10 protein-coding genes are annotated in these 15,416 nt (G+C 37.4%); 3 read left to right on the top strand and 7 right to left on the bottom strand.

The annotated features are described in order from the left end of the window. Positions 1-45: 45 nt before the first annotated feature. The 7 genes from ACE3RB_RS01395 to ACE3RB_RS01425 form a co-directional block, all read right to left on the bottom strand. A complete protein-coding gene (locus ACE3RB_RS01395; protein WP_374462547.1) occupies positions 46-1,596 on the bottom strand; it encodes an aldehyde dehydrogenase family protein in 1,551 nt (516 codons plus the stop codon). A gap of 476 nt (positions 1,597-2,072) precedes the next feature. Continuing rightward, positions 2,073-2,261, bottom strand: coding sequence for a hypothetical protein (locus ACE3RB_RS01400; RefSeq protein ID WP_034694367.1), 189 nt, complete (start codon positions 2,259-2,261; stop codon positions 2,073-2,075). An 81-nt stretch (positions 2,262-2,342) separates the two neighbouring features. Then, positions 2,343-3,209, bottom strand: coding sequence for an SPFH domain-containing protein (locus tag ACE3RB_RS01405; RefSeq protein WP_374462548.1), 867 nt, complete (start codon positions 3,207-3,209; stop codon positions 2,343-2,345). Between the two features lie 915 nt (positions 3,210-4,124). After that, positions 4,125-7,394 carry a cytochrome c biogenesis protein CcsA gene (ccsA, locus tag ACE3RB_RS01410; RefSeq protein WP_374462549.1) on the bottom strand — a complete coding sequence of 1,090 codons (3,270 nt, stop codon included), beginning with the start codon at positions 7,392-7,394 and terminating at the stop codon, positions 4,125-4,127. A 215-nt stretch (positions 7,395-7,609) separates the two neighbouring features. Beyond that, positions 7,610-8,743: a hypothetical protein gene (locus tag ACE3RB_RS01415; protein WP_374462550.1), complete on the bottom strand. Its 1,134-nt coding sequence runs from the start codon at positions 8,741-8,743 to the stop codon at positions 7,610-7,612. Between the two features lie 40 nt (positions 8,744-8,783). Further along, positions 8,784-9,362, bottom strand: coding sequence for a Crp/Fnr family transcriptional regulator (locus ACE3RB_RS01420; protein WP_374462551.1), 579 nt, complete (start codon positions 9,360-9,362; stop codon positions 8,784-8,786). Positions 9,363-9,429: 67 nt separating this feature from the next. Further along, entirely contained in the window at positions 9,430-10,071 is a 642-nt protein-coding gene (locus ACE3RB_RS01425) for a cysteine hydrolase family protein (RefSeq protein ID WP_374462552.1), read from the bottom strand. Between the two features lie 376 nt (positions 10,072-10,447). On the opposite strand from ACE3RB_RS01425, the gene ACE3RB_RS01430 reads away from it, so the two are divergent. The 3 genes from ACE3RB_RS01430 (at position 10,448) to ACE3RB_RS01440 (ending at position 15,332) form a co-directional block, all read left to right on the top strand. Beyond that, the gene (locus ACE3RB_RS01430; RefSeq protein WP_374462553.1) at positions 10,448-13,042 is read left to right on the top strand and encodes a DNA translocase FtsK 4TM domain-containing protein; all 2,595 of its coding nucleotides are present in this window, start codon (positions 10,448-10,450) and stop codon (positions 13,040-13,042) included. Between the two features lie 64 nt (positions 13,043-13,106). Next, positions 13,107-13,754 (top strand): outer membrane lipoprotein carrier protein LolA, encoded by a 648-nt coding sequence (locus ACE3RB_RS01435; RefSeq protein WP_374462554.1) that lies wholly within the window; start codon positions 13,107-13,109, stop codon positions 13,752-13,754. A gap of 120 nt (positions 13,755-13,874) precedes the next feature. After that, positions 13,875-15,332 (top strand): LptF/LptG family permease, encoded by a 1,458-nt coding sequence (locus tag ACE3RB_RS01440; RefSeq protein ID WP_374462555.1) that lies wholly within the window; start codon positions 13,875-13,877, stop codon positions 15,330-15,332. The last annotated feature ends 84 nt before the right edge of the window (positions 15,333-15,416 follow it).

Below are 15,416 nucleotides of genomic sequence, written 5' to 3' on the forward strand. Positions count from 1 at the left end.
CAGGTTATTAATTTTTTTGTTTTTAATTACTTTAAAGCAATGCTTTTATAAATCAAATTTAATCCCTTGTGCTAAAGGAAGTTGTGTGGTGTAATTTATAGTATTGGTTTGTCTTCTCATGTAGTATTTCCAGGCATCAGATCCAGATTCTCTTCCTCCACCTGTTTCTTTTTCTCCACCAAAAGCACCGCCGATTTCAGCACCTGATGTTCCGATATTAACATTGGCAATACCACAGTCTGAACCTGCATGGGAAAGGAATAATTCCGCCTCTCTCAGATTCTGGGTCATGATCGCAGAAGACAATCCCTGAGGAACATCATTCTGAATAGCGATAGCTTCTTCCAGTGTTTTATACTTGATAAGATACAGGATTGGTGCAAAAGTTTCGTGCTGAACAATCTCATAAGAATTCTTCACTTCCGCAACGCAAGGCTTCACATAGCATCCGGATTCGTAATCTTTTCCAGATAATACTCCGCCTTCTACAACAAATTTACCTCCTTCTTTTTTACATTTCTTGATGGCTGCTTCATATTGATTTACCGCATCAGTATCGATCAGTGGACCTACATGATTGGTTTCGTCCAAAGGATTTCCGATTTTCAACTGACCGTAAGCTTTCGCCAGTCTTGTTTTTACTTCATCATATACACTTTCGTGGATAATCAGTCTTCTTGTTGAAGTACATCTCTGTCCTGCAGTTCCTACCGCTCCGAAAACAGCTCCGATGATCGACATATCGATATCTGCTTCTTTTGTAATAATGATAGCATTGTTTCCACCCAATTCAAGGATAGACTTCCCGAATCTTTCTGCTACTTTAGAAGAAACCATTCTTCCCACTCTTGTAGATCCTGTGAAAGATACGAGTGCTACTCTTTTATCGTCTACTAATTTCTGTCCGATTTCGTGGTCTGATACCAATACACTTGAAATTCCTTCAGGAAGGTTATTTTCCTTCAAAACTTCAGTCATAATGTTCTGACATGCAATAGCACAAAGCGGTGTTTTTTCAGATGGCTTCCAGATGGTAACGTTACCACAGATCCATGCCAGCGCTGTATTCCATGACCATACGGCTACCGGGAAGTTGAATGCTGTAATAATTCCTACTACTCCCAGCGGGTGGTATTGCTCATACATTCTGTGTCCTGGCCTTTCAGAGTGCATCGTATATCCCTGAAGCTGTCTTGAAAGTCCTACGGCAAAATCACAGATATCAATCATTTCCTGAACTTCACCAAGACCTTCCTGCAGTGATTTACCCATTTCGTAAGAAACAAGTTTACCAAGGTCGTCTTTATATTCTCTTAATTTTAAGCCCAGCTGCCTTACAATCTCGCCTCTTTTGGGAGCCGGGATCAGCCTGAATTCCTGAAATGCCTTTTGGGCAGTTTCAATTACTTTGTCATAATCACTTTCTCCGGAAGTTTTTACTTTAGCAATCAGTTTTCCGTCCACAGGAGAAATGCTTTCTATCACCTTTCCTGAAGCGAAATACTTCCCGCCCACTGAAGTCCCTTTGTTCTCTTCTTTAATTCCAAGGTTTTTGAGTGTTTTTTCGATTCCGAAATCCTTTACTTTTTTTGACATAAAATCTTACTTTTCGTTCTCTCTAAAGATAAAAATATTATGTGAACCTCAAAACTTTAATTTTTAACAGGCTTTTTATTTGGACTAATTATAATCATGCTTATCTTTGCAGGGTAATCATTTTGATAATCACCAATGGAAAATTCACAAGAAAATAACTCAAAGCTTAAAAAGTGGTTCAAGCGTGTGGGATGGGCTGGATTAGCTTTCTTTACCATTAAAGGCTTGATTTGGCTCGTCATATTCTACGTTGGAGCAGATAGTCTCCAGAGTTGTATACAATAAAAAAGCAGAGAAAATTTCTCTGCTTTCTTTTTTAGTATAAGGTTAAGTGAATTGTTATTTCTTTATTGAAAAGCTAAAAAAAGAGGTCTTTTTTATATTTTCTGTAATTAAAAAAAAGGAGGATATCATAATTTTCTATGGATTTACCTCCCAAAAAGATTATCCTTCCTCTTCAATTCTTTCCTTTTCATTTACTCTTTCTTCTTCCTCCCTGCGTTGACCAGGCTCTGATGCAGCAGGTATTCTATCTGTCCGTTTACACTTCTGAATTCATCATTGGCCCACTTTTCAAGGAGTTTATAAGTAGACTCATCTATCCTTATTACAAAGGATTTTTTGCCTTTGCTTTCCGAAGAGTTCTGAGCTTTTTCTGATTTCATTTTCTATTTCTCTAGCATTATTTCTGACTATTTCAGTGAAGAACTCTCTGCACTAAAACCGAATTATTACATTTTCACTTCTTAATTATAAAGCGTTCCTGCATTTAATATAGGAGTTGCTGCTTTTTCACCGCAAAGAACTACCATTAAATTGCTTACCATTGCGGCTTTTCTTTCATCATCCAGCTCAACAATATTGTCTTCAGAAAGTTTTTTCAATGCAAGGTCTACCATTCCTACTGCACCTTCTACAATTTTGGTTCTTGCAGCAACAATTGCAGTAGCCTGTTGTCTCTGAAGCATTGCTCCTGCAATTTCTGAAGCATAGGCCAAATGGGTAATTCTCGCTTCCTGAATGATGATTCCTGCCGGTGCCAGTCTTTCCAATAACTCCTGCTCCAGAATTTTGTTTACCTGATCTCCTCCATCCCTTAAAGTGATATCCGCATGCTCATCTTCAAGATTATCATAAGGAAAACTTACTGCAAGGTGTCTTACAGCAGCTTCACTCTGCATTCTTACATAATCCGTATATCGCTCCACCTCGTAAGCAGCTTTATAGGTATCTCCTACTTTCCAAACGATTACAGCAGCAATCTCGATAGGGTTTCCCATTTTATCATTTACTTTCAGAGTCTGACCCTGAAGGTTTTCAGAACGAAGGCTTATTCTCTGTGATGAGTAAAGCGGATTAATAAAGAACAATCCGTTTTCTTTCACTGTTCCTACATACTTTCCAAAAAAGTTTAGCACTCTGGAATGGTTAGGCTGAATAATCATTAACCCTTTTAAGAAAAAACATGATACCAGAAAACACAGCATAGCGAGTGCAACAAAAGTTATATTCTGGTCTACTCCCGTAATGAAGAAGTAAACAGCTGCAATAAACAAAGCCAGGCAGATAACCAATGTAAGATAGCCCGACATGGGTTTTAATGTTTTTTCCATGATATAATTTTATTTTGATATTATTTTGATATCATAAAGATAGCAATCAATTTTGAATTATGAATGATAAATTTTTGTTTTTTTAATGCGGTGCGGGTTTCGGGGTTCGAGATTCGGGGTGCGGGTATTTTTAACTAACGCAAGGTTCACAAGGTTAATTTATTAGGATGCATTATATTTTTGTTCGCAAAGCCACTTCACTTAGCTAAGATCAGTAATTTCTTTGCTGAGTGAAACGCTTTTGCGAACGATATCTATCATCATAAAAATCATTGCGAATCTTAGCGTTAGAATTCGAGATCCTCAGTATTTAATGTAACACAAGGTTACCAGGTTAATTTATTGGGATACATTATATTTATGTTCGCAAAGCCACTTCGCTTAGCTAAGATCAGTAATTTCTTTGCTGAGTGAAACGCCTTTGCGAATGATATCTGTCATCATAAAAATCATTGTGAATCTTAGCGTTAGAATTCGAGATCCTCAGTATTTAATGTAATGCTAGGTTACTAGGTTAATTTATTGGGATGCATTATATTTTTGTTCGCAAAACCACTTCGTTTAGCTAAGATCAGTAATTTCTTTGCTGAGTGAAACGCTTTTGCGAACGATATCTATCATCATAAAAATCATTGCGAATCTTAGCGTTAGAATTCGAGATCCTCAGTATTTAATTTAACGTAAGGTTACCAGGTTAATTTATTAGGATCCATTATATTTTTGTTCGCAAAGCCACTTCGTTTAGCTAAGATCAGTAATTTCTTTGCTGAGTGAAACGCCTTTGCGAACGATATCTATCATCATAAAAATCATTGCGATCCTAGCGTTAAAACACCTCACCCCAATGCTAAAAACAATAGAAATAAAAAAATCTCGGAACATGAATTCCGGGATTTTAATTTTATATTCAGATTTTTATTTCTTCGTTAAAGTTTTAAACTTCCAATAAGAAACAGCTGATAAGATGATCATTGTTGAGATTCCGATATATACCCATGCCGGCACCGGTACCGGATCCCCTGCTGCGTATGAGTGAAGTCCGCTCAGGTAGTAATTTACTCCGAAATATGTCATTACCATTGAGCAGAATGCAAACATTGTTGCTACGTGGAATGCCCATCTGCTTCTTAATCCCGGTACCAATCTCATGTGCAGTACAAATGCGTATACCATGATGGAAATGAAAGCCCATGTTTCTTTCGGGTCCCAGCTCCAGTATCTTCCCCATGATTCGTTTGCCCAGATTCCTCCCAAGAAGTTACCTACCGTTAATGCAAACAATCCGATGGTTAATGACATTTCAGAAACAATTACCAATTCTTTCAATGTTGTATCGTGGTGAATTTTGTATGTTTCTTTGTTGGAAATAATATAGAACACCAAAGAGATCACAGCAATAATCATCGACAGCGCAAAGAAACCGTAACTGGAGGTAATAATCGCTACGTGTACAATCAGCCAGTAAGATTTTAAAACAGGAACCAGCGGTGTAATCTGCGGATCAAGCGCCGAACCTCCGTGTGCAAATCCCATCATGATAACCGCTACCATGAATCCGGCTGCCGGGATCAAAGCATTGGCATTTCTGTACAGGATCAGACCTGCCGTAATCCCTACCCATGAGATAAAGATAATTGCTTCATATCCGTTACTCCAAGGAGCGTGTCCTGAGATATACCATCTTGCAACAAGTCCTAAGAAATGGCACAGATACCCGATTAAACCAATCGCAATAATTACTTTAATGACCTTGTTTAATACTTTATTTGGTTTGAATAATTCAACAAAACCTAAGATCAGAAGAAGTCCTCCGATAAGCGTGTAGAAAATCAACAATTTAAAGTTAATATCTACTTTATTCATGAATACTTCAAGATCAACCTTGGATTTTGCAGGAACGACCGCTTTACCCCATTTCTGCTGATATTCTGAAAGCTTTGCCAATTCAGCATCTGCTTTGCTCCAGTCTCCAGTTTTTTGAGCAGTAAGGGCTTCTGCGAAGTAAGGCCCCATTACCTGCTGAGATTCCATATCCGGTTCGAATTTCTGATCCAGCCATGAGTGCCATGTATGATTCGCATCATTTTTCACAGGAACAATTCTCATAAACTGACCGCTGAAGAACTCATTGAAAATCTGTACCCTTTCGTTTACAGCAATAACTTCTTTATCATAGTTCGTTTGCTCAGCCGGTTTCTTACGGAATGCCGTATTGTAGTCGTGCTCCAGAATATAGGTAAGGTTACCGTTGGCATCCGCCGGGAAAAGGTTCATCAGCGATGTATATCCGTCTTCGTCAGCTTTTGTTTTATTCTTCAGCTCATCTCCACCTTTAGTTCCTACTTTAATAATCGGAACCATTGTCCAGCTTGGTGTGTCTGTATTGATAGAAAGGAACCACTGGTTGGCAGTAAGATACTTACCATCTGTTCCTTTGAATTCATCTTTTTTGTATAGTTTTCTTAAAATATCCAATGCTTCAGTATTGATCGGAACAATTCTTCCTTCATAATTCTGTACCAAAAGATATCCGAATTTATCAGCGTGTTCTTTACTGATTTTGTTCCTTGCAATGATCTCGTCCGGAGAAATAGTTCTCATTTTCCCCATTGGAGTTGCCAGAGAATTCTGCTTCGGAGCAGCGCCATCAAGCGGCTGGGCAGACGGAGCCGGAGCATGAGTATGGTTATCACCTTCTACATGGATGTGCTCTCTGCTTCCATCAGTTGTTCCGTGAGTTTCAATTTTCTGTGCATGCAAGCCTAAACTTAAGAACAATAAAAGCATACCGGCTGCTTTCTTTTTATTAACATCAGCCAGCATTTTATTTAATTTCCAGAAGTGGGTTCCTTTCCAGAAGAAGATCACAAACATCCCTAAGAATAAAAGCCCGTATCCGATATAAGAAATCAAAGTTCCCCAGTAATCGTGGTTTACAGAAAGAACTGTCCCCATTCTGTCCGGGTCAAAGCTTGACTGGAAGAAACGGTATCCTTTATGGTTAAGAACGTGGTTCATATAGATTTTATAAGGAGTTTCTTTACCTTCATCAATGATTTTCACATGACTTTCGTAAGCACTTGGAGATGAACTTCCCGGGTAAGTTTCCATTACGAAGTCATCCAGTTTCAAGGCGAAAGGGGTGTTGTATATTTTAGGTCCGAAACCTACCATAATGTTCAAACCATCCATCGTAACCTGCTTGTAAGCATTCGGGTTTCCTTTTTCAACAGAAAGATCTACCAGCTGCTTTGTTTTTGGTCCCTGAAGCTCAACCTGAAGCATATCCGGTACGTTTGCATCTTTTTTTCTGTCCCCTTCAATGGCCATCAGCTTTCCTTTTTTAAGACCTTCAGGAACTACAAGCTTCAGTTCGTTGATGGTATATAAACTTCTTAATGCCAGCGGCTGGAATTCATCTTTTACAGTAGTTCCTGTTGCCTGGGTAGCCATGGTCATATAGCTTGCATCTACAGGAGTTTTGATGAATAGTTTTCCGCCTTCATTTTTGAATTCAACAGCTCCGTCAATCGCTCTGTTGAAAGTCACCAAAGTTCCGTTGATCGATTTTGTTTCACCGGGTTTGATGTAAATATTCTGTCTTCCGGTATTTCCGGTAGAAACAAGATGAAGATACTCTGTACCGTTTGGCTCAGCAACAAGGCTGTCTTTTTTTCTCTGAATGTATTCCTTTGCAAATACTTTCACTTCTTTTCCGTGGAAGTCATAGGTTGCCTGGAAATCTTTATGTAACGGCGACATCAGATAAGGAACATCCTGATAGTTAAGAACATCTCCTTTTTCCTCAATCTGGATTTTAAAGAAATTTTTATCCGTTACAATTTCGTTGGACGTTTCGCCTTCTCTGATGTGCATAGTTCCTTCGAAACTGATGTATCTTGTGATAGCACCTCCGATAAAAATGAAAACAAAGGCAAGGTGGAAAACAAGAACCGGCCATTTATCCTTTTTCCAAAGTCTGTATCTTCCGATATTTCCGATGAAGTTAAGAATAAGCAGGACCATGATCAGTTCAAACCACTTGGCCTCATAAATTAATGCTTTTGCTGTAGGAGTTCCGTAGTCGTTTTCTAAGAACGTTGCATAAGCCATCGCAAATGCGTACACCAGCAACAATACAGCCATTGTCCTGGTTGAGATAAGAATATCTTGGAGCTTCTTCATGATTTATTGTACTTGACATGCAAAAATAAGCATGATAAACCACAAAGAGCTTAAAAAAAGCTGTTTTTTGTCACTTTGATCCCCGTTTTGCTTATTTTGAAACATTCTTAATAAGCTCAAAAAACATTAAGGAAAATTCAATCTTTAAAAACCTTAGAATTCAGATTCATATTACCTATCCGGGTAATCGAAGTATTCTATTTAAAATTCATCTTTTATTTTAAAACCTCTGAAAAGAAATGTGTTAACAATTCTTTATTGATTTGTGGATTATAAATAAAAGAATGAGATCCTTTCTCCAGCGTTTTAAACGTCCATCCTACCGCCTTGTATTTATTTTCGTTGTAAATTTTATAAACATTTTCATAACTGAAAGTATCATCATCCTTTGCATTCATGGTATACAACGGATGTTTTTCAGTGATATTTCCAAACGGAATATCCCCGATATTCAATACAGGATTGGGAGCAAAAGCATAAAAAGCCCGGAAAGGTGTCTTTTTCTGTGATGCAAACCAAAAGGTGGCGGTTCCGCCATTAGACATTCCTCCAAGATATATTTTATTCCGGTCTACATTGTATTTTTTCTCAATATCATGGACAATCGTGAATATATTTTCAAATGCTTTCTTCTGGTCTACCCATCCAAAATCTTTTTTAGCAAAAGGATAAACAATAATAGCATTAAAATTTTCTCCTACAGAAAAAATAGGTTCTGTTTTGACGTCAGTATTTTTATAGTAGAAATCATTCAGTGAGTTTACTCCTCCATGAAGGTAAAAGATCACTCTTGTTTTTGCAGAAGCTTTATAACTCTTGGGAACGAAAACAATATATGGAATCTTCATACCTTCAGTTTCAGTAAAATACCGGGCAAAGCCTGGTGAAGGCTGATTGAATGGTTTATTTTCTGTAATCTGATTACGGATAATCTCCTGGTTCCACAGCTCTGATTCTTTTCTTTTATCTTCTTCCTTTTGAGCCAGTTTATTTTCCATACCTGTTATAATCTGCTGAAATTCCGTATCAGAAGTAAGATTTTTAAATCTTTCATTGGTTTTCAGATAGGTTATTTCATCACGGTTTTTTCCTAATCCAAGCTCATAACTTTTTTTCAACCACTCTACTGCTGTTTTTGTATCACTGCAATTGGCAGCTGCTGAAGCACCACTCACATATTCATACACTCCAACTTTTACCTGCAGGCCAAAAGCGTTTTTAAAATCTGAAAGTGCAGCACAATACTCCTTTGCTTTTAATTTTTTGGAAGCATCCTGCATAAAATTTTCATAAGATTGAGAAAATATGCTGGAAAAACAGAACAGACATGGTAATATTAAAGTTCTCATGGTATTTTTATTTCAAAAATAAAAAATATTCATATTCAATTCATTGACTTGAAATTTTCTTTCTTATTTTACTTAAAAATTCATGGGTAATTCCCAGATAGGAAGCCACCTGCTGCTGGGTAATTCTCTGTTCCAGCCCAGGATATTTTTCAAGAAATTCTAGATATCTTTTATCAGCCGTTTTACCTGTTAAGGAAAGGATTCTCCTCTGCAGCGCTACCGAAGATTTCTGATTCATAATCCTGAAAAGCTTTTCTATCTCTGGCATTGTTTCGTACAGATTTTCTTTCTCTTTTTTAGAAATCATAAGCACTTCACTGTCTTCAAGAGCTTCAATATTCAGAATACTGGGAACGTTATTGATAAGACTGTCTATATCTGTAATCCACCAGCCTTCTACTGCAAAATACAGGGTTTGTTCAAAACCTTTTTCGTTAAGGTAATAGATTTTAAAACAGCCACTCAGTACAAAACCTTCAAAAAGACAATAATCACCTTCTTGGAGAATAGCATCTTTCTTTTTAAACGTTTTAAGTTCAAAAGGTTTTACAAACTGCCGGAAATCATTTTCTGAAAGGTCGATGTATTGACTGATATTTCTAAAAAGTAAATCGGACATGGTATTATTTAAGCAAAATAAAGGTATCAAAATTATTGACACCTTTATAAATCTACGTTAAGTTAAGTTATTTTCCGTTTAAGAAATCTTTGGTATTGATTATATGGGCATAAAGATTTCCAAGAGCTGAAATTCCGGCTAAAAAAGATTTTTGAACTTCTGCCGCGTTTATCACTTCACCATTCAGTTCACGGTTTCGGGTTGCTGTAGCATCACCGATAACCGTATTGCCAAATCCCAAATCAAAGGCGGCTCTGGTGGTGGCATCCACACATACATCCGTCATCATTCCTGTAATTACCAGATTTTTAATTTTCTTTGACTGAAGGTAGTTCATAAGTTCAGTTTCCCGGAAGCTGTTGGGAAAATGTTTGGTAATTATCTTTTCATTCTCCTGCGGTAAAACCCAATTATTGATTTTAGCCCCATCTGTATCCGGGAGAAAAAAAGTGGCCCCTTCGTTGGTTGAAATGTGCCGGATATGAATAACAGGAAGATTATTTTTTCTGAAATGGTCTAATACTTTCCGGATATTTTCTGCAGCCTGTTCAGGCTTTTCCAGGGTCATTTTTCCTCCCGGGAAATAATCATTCTGTACATCGATAATTAATAGTGCCGTGTTTTCCATTTTTTGTTTTTGTGCATTCATTGTAATCATTGAAATCAATATCAGACCTGAGGTCAGAATCGTTTTGAATCTGTTTTTCATATATGAAATTTTATGAGACAAAATTACTGCAGCCTCAGCTGCTGACCTTTGAACTAGTTCAAAAAACACGATTGGCATATTATAATATCAACCAGATTTCCAATATTGTTATTTTTTTTCAGCTATATGTATTCAATTCGAAAATTTTATTATCTTTTTTAAAGAAAAACAAATTATAATCAATTAATAGTATTTAACGGTACCAGATTTGGATAAGCAAAAAAAAATAGCCTTATTTTATCGTATTAAAACATAAAATAATTTTTGAGTAAAAATTTTAAATACCCTTTATAAAAGCTGGATTACCCAAATGTTTTTTGGATAAAAAAGATTCATTTAATGTTGAATAAAACATTAAATTTGCGACATTGATATTATGGATAAAAAGACACAAAAAAAACCGACTGAAATGCCTGAAAAAGGCAGAATTTTATCTAAGCCACGTATTTTTTTCGGGCTTACCTTTATACTTTTATCAGCTGTTCTTGCATTCTCATTCATCTCTTACCTGATGAACTGGAAAGCAGATCAAAGCCAGGCAGGGACAATGCTGGACAAGAGTATAAAATCTTCCAATATCTTTGGTAAGGTGGGTGACTGGCTTGGGAATATTTTCATTTTTGAAAGTATTGGTATTGCCTCATTTATCATCGCATTTTTGCTGCTTGTAGTAGGTACACTGATTCTTAAGAAGAAAATATTCAAACCATGGAAAACCATTGGACACTCGTTGTTTTTTATCTGCTGGCTTCCTATTTTCATGGGCGCACTTACTAAAGGACAGGGTGTTTTAGGAGGGGTCTATGGATATCAGATTATGGATTATCTTAATTCCATCATCGGAGCCGTAGGTCTTTGGACCGTACTGGCAGCAAGTATCCTGTTATATTTTATCCTTGAATTTAATCTTCGTCCAAGTTCAATCAAAGCGAAACTGGATAAAATCAATGAAAATACGATTGGAAAAGTAAAATCTATGATGCCGGACTCTAATGAAGACTTCGAAGCGGATGAGGAACTGAAAGAAGAAGCAGAGGAAACAGAAGAAGAAAAAGAAGCTACTCCCCGTGTTACAGTAAGTGATGTTACCAATAACACTTCCAATAATTCAATGAATGTAAGAAAAGAGCCGGAGCCGATAAGTGTTCCGAAAGGATTTCCTGAAGTTCCCGTTTCTTCAGATATAGAAACCATTACCACTCCAAACCACACTTCTTTTGATACTTTTGATACGAATCCGGGAAACACCTCTGAACCGGTAAGTTTAAACCTGTCTGCAAAACCAGTTGTTCCGGTATCAACTCCGGAGGAAGCATTTGACATCAGACCTTCTGCTCCATCTTCTGTTATCACAGATTCCCAGGTGCAGGAAGATATTAAGTTTAATGTAGAAGTAGCTCCTGTTATTGATATTCTGGACGATTCTGAAAAAAAATCCCAAGACCTGGTAGAAAAGCATGGTTTATATGACCACAAGCTGGACCTGGCCAATTTCCAGATGCCGCCTGTAGATCTGCTGAAAGATTACGGCAATGAAGAAATCTCCATCAATAAAGAAGAATTAGAAGAAAATAAAAATAAAATCGTTGGACTTCTGAAAAATTTCAATGTTGGAATTGCAGAGATCAAAGCAACAATCGGTCCTACTGTTACCTTATACGAAATTGTTCCGGAAGCAGGAATAAGGGTAGCAGCCATTAAAAAGCTGCAGGATGACATTGCTCTGAACCTTTCTGCATTAGGAATCAGAATTATTGCTCCAATGCCGGGAAAAGGGACAATCGGTATTGAGGTACCAAGAAAAAATCCTACGATGGTTTCCATGCGTTCTGTAATTGCTTCCCAGAAGTTCCAGAATACAGATATGGATCTTCCGGTGGTTTTCGGGAAGACCATTTCCAATGAAATTTTTATGGCTGACCTTTCAAAAATGCCACACTTGCTGATGGCAGGAGCAACGGGTCAGGGTAAATCTGTAGGGATTAATGCCATCCTTACTTCTCTTCTTTATAAAAAACACCCAAGTGAACTGAAGTTCGTAATGGTAGATCCTAAAAAGGTGGAACTTTCATTATATTCAAAAATTGAAAGACATTACCTGGCCAAACTTCCTGATGCGGAAGAAGCAATCATCACAGATACCAATAAAGTAATCAATACACTGAACTCTCTGTGTATTGAAATGGATACCCGATATGACCTTCTTAAAAATGCTTTCTGTAAAAACCTGAAAGAATACAATAAGAAATTTGCAGAAAGAAAATTAAATCCTGAAAACGGACACCGTTACTTACCTTATATTGTACTGGTAGTGGATGAGTTTGCCGATCTGATCATGACCGCAGGAAAAGAAGTTGAATTACCGATTGCCAGACTGGCACAGCTTGCCAGAGCCGTAGGTATTCACCTTATCGTGGCAACACAAAGACCTTCTGTGAACGTTATTACAGGTATGATCAAGGCTAACTTCCCGGCAAGAGCTGCCTTCAGGGTAATCTCCAGTGTAGACTCCAGAACGATTCTTGACTCTCCGGGAGCGGATCAGCTGATTGGTAAGGGAGATATGCTTTATTTCAACGGAAACGAGATCTTAAGGCTTCAGTGTGCTTTTGTAGATACTCCGGAAGTGGAAAGACTGGCAGAATTTATCGGGGAACAGAAAGGATATGCTTCAGCATTATTACTTCCTGAATATGTTTCTGAAGACTCTGCAAGTTCAGTAGGAGCTTTTGACCCGAATGAAAAAGACGCCCTGTTTGAAGAAGCTGCAAGAATTATTGTTTCTACACAGCAGGGATCTACATCAATGCTTCAGAGACAGTTGAAACTGGGTTACAACAGAGCCGGAAGAATTATGGACCAGCTTGAAGCAAGCGGTATTGTGGGAGGCTTTAACGGAGCCAAAGCAAGAGAGGTACTGATCAGTGATCTGCATTCTTTGGAACAGTTTTTGGAAGATCTGCGTAATTAAAGGAAAAGCGAGTAGTTTTAACCTTTTAAAATTAAGAATGTCTAAAGATTATTAAATTAAGAAAATGAAAAATATTATTTCAAAAGTTATATTGGGAAGTTTTGTTGTAGGTGCAGTAGGGATGGCCAATGCTCAGAAGATTGATGCTAAAGCTAAAAAGATATTGGATGATATTACAGCCAACTACAATTCTAAAAAGAATTCTTACTTCAAATTTTCTTTTGGAAGCGGTCTTAACGGACAGGTGACAAAAACAGAACCTGGTATTTATTATGTTGCCGGAGAAAAATACAAACTGAAGATCATGGATACAGAACAGATCTTCGACGGAAGCAAAATTTACAATATCAACGCTGATGATATGGAAGTAACCATTGCCAAACCTAACGGAAGCAGTACCATGTTCTCCCCTATCAATTATCTTACCACCTACAGAAACGATTATAATGTAACCTACAATGGTAAGAAAATGGTAAATGGCGTTAACGCTGACTTTATCAAACTGACCCCGGTAAAATCAAACGGTATAAAGAATGTTTACCTTTTTGTAGACTCGGCGAAAAAGCAAATGGTAAAACTTGAACAGCACGGAACCAACAAAGATGTTGCAGTAATTGCCATTAAGGAATACAAAGAAAATCAGGAGCTGGATCCCAATATGTTTGTTTTTGACAAAAATAAATTCAAAAACTACATTATTACAGAACTTTAGAAAGGTAAAATGCAAAGCTGCTCGTCTGCAAATTTGCATTTTTACGATTTAGTTTAAAAAAAATAACAAAATATAAAAAGCCACAAGTAAACTTTGTGGCTTTTTGATTAATTTTGGCGCATGTTAAAAATACTAGACCGATATATCATAAAAACCTTCTTTGGACCGTTTTTCTTTATATTCAGCGTATTGTTTTTCATTTTTATTGTAAACATTATCTGGGTTCAGTTGGGGCAGTTTATGGGAAAAGGATTAAGCTACTGGCAGATCCTCAAACTTCTTTTTTATCTTGGGGTGAATGTTATCAGTATGGTTCTTCCACTTACTATCCTCCTGGCGAGCATTATGTCTTTCGGTGAATTTGGAGAACGCTATGAGCTTGCGGCAATGAAAGCCGCAGGAATTCCTTTGACCAGAGTAATGACTCCCCTTCTGGGAATTTCGACAGCACTTGCTATTATGCTGTTCTTCTTTTCCAATAATATCATTCCGGATTTTCAGAAGAAAGCTAAAAACATGCTTTTCAATATTGCCCAGACCAAGCCGGCCATCAACTTTACTCCGGGACAGTTTATCGATCAGATTCCCGGCTATATGGTGAAGTTTGACAAAATATACGGGGAAAACGGGGAAAATATTGAAGGCGTTTTTGTCCATAAAAAAGCCAATGCTTACGAAAACCAGCAATCTGTTGTTGCAGAAAAAGGGAAATTTGTTCCTGCCGCTAACAAGAATTACCTAAAGCTTGTGCTGTATAACGGATATGTATTTGAAGACGCTTTTGCCGGAAAAGGAGATAATGTAAGACAGAAACAACCCGACCAGGCCATTAAGTTTGATACATTGGTTTCCCACTTTGACATCAGTGAAATCATCAATAAAGCCATCGAAAAGGAACAGATTACGGACGACTACCGTTTCCAGACCTACAACCAGCTCGACGGAACGATTACCAAGACCAAGAAAGACAATAAGCAGTTCTTTGATAATATAGGGTCTGAAGTCCTTAATCAGACCAATTCTGTTATTACTTATATGGATAAAGGTAATAAACATAAGGTGGCTCCTAAAACCCAGATCAAGCTGGATACGGTAAAAGGTGAAAAAAAGCTTGAAATCATTTATAATTCCTACAACAGGCTGGATAATCTTAAGTCTACACTGGAATCTAAAAAGAATGAATACAGTTCCAATGTAAAATACTTCAGTAAACTTGTGATTTACCAGCAAAGAATCGTTGCGTACTCGGTAACCTGTATTATCTTCTTCCTGATCGGATCGAGCTTAGGATCTATCATCAGAAAAGGAGGAATGGGACTTCCGGTAATCATCGCTATCGTTATTTTCATTATCTTTTATGTAATGAATGTTGGCGTGGAAAACATGTCATGGAGCGGAAAAATGAATCCTTATCTTGCCGCCTGGCTCCCTAACCTGATCCTTCTTCCCTTCGGAGTGTGGATGACGTATAAGGCGCTTACAGATTCACAACTGTTTGATGCAGAAAAGTACAAAGCATTATTCAAACCGATTACCAAAAGGTTTACAAAAAGTAAAGAACATCAGAGGTATCAATAACCCTGACATCAATATTAATAAAAAGCTTCGGAGAATTTCCGGAGCTTTTTTGTTGATTGCTTTTAAAATACTTCATTTCCTGCT

Source organism: Chryseobacterium sp. (assembly GCF_041914225.1).
GTDB lineage: Bacteria > Bacteroidota > Bacteroidia > Flavobacteriales > Weeksellaceae > Chryseobacterium.

Bases quoted from the DNA above. Each gene is read 5' to 3' on its own strand.
- ACE3RB_RS01395 (WP_374462547.1), bottom strand. From the start codon at position 1,596: ATGTCAAAAAAAGTAAAGGATTTCGGAATCGAAAAAACACTCAAAAAC.
- ACE3RB_RS01400 (WP_034694367.1), bottom strand. From the start codon at position 2,261: ATGAAATCAGAAAAAGCTCAGAACTCTTCGGAAAGCAAAGGCAAAAAA.
- ACE3RB_RS01405 (WP_374462548.1), bottom strand. From the start codon at position 3,209: ATGGAAAAAACATTAAAACCCATGTCGGGCTATCTTACATTGGTTATC.
- ccsA (WP_374462549.1), bottom strand. From the start codon at position 7,394: ATGAAGAAGCTCCAAGATATTCTTATCTCAACCAGGACAATGGCTGTA.
- ACE3RB_RS01415 (WP_374462550.1), bottom strand. From the start codon at position 8,743: ATGAGAACTTTAATATTACCATGTCTGTTCTGTTTTTCCAGCATATTT.
- ACE3RB_RS01420 (WP_374462551.1), bottom strand. From the start codon at position 9,362: ATGTCCGATTTACTTTTTAGAAATATCAGTCAATACATCGACCTTTCA.
- ACE3RB_RS01425 (WP_374462552.1), bottom strand. From the start codon at position 10,071: ATGAAAAACAGATTCAAAACGATTCTGACCTCAGGTCTGATATTGATT.
- ACE3RB_RS01430 (WP_374462553.1), top strand. From the start codon at position 10,448: ATGGATAAAAAGACACAAAAAAAACCGACTGAAATGCCTGAAAAAGGC.
- ACE3RB_RS01435 (WP_374462554.1), top strand. From the start codon at position 13,107: ATGAAAAATATTATTTCAAAAGTTATATTGGGAAGTTTTGTTGTAGGT.
- ACE3RB_RS01440 (WP_374462555.1), top strand. From the start codon at position 13,875: ATGTTAAAAATACTAGACCGATATATCATAAAAACCTTCTTTGGACCG.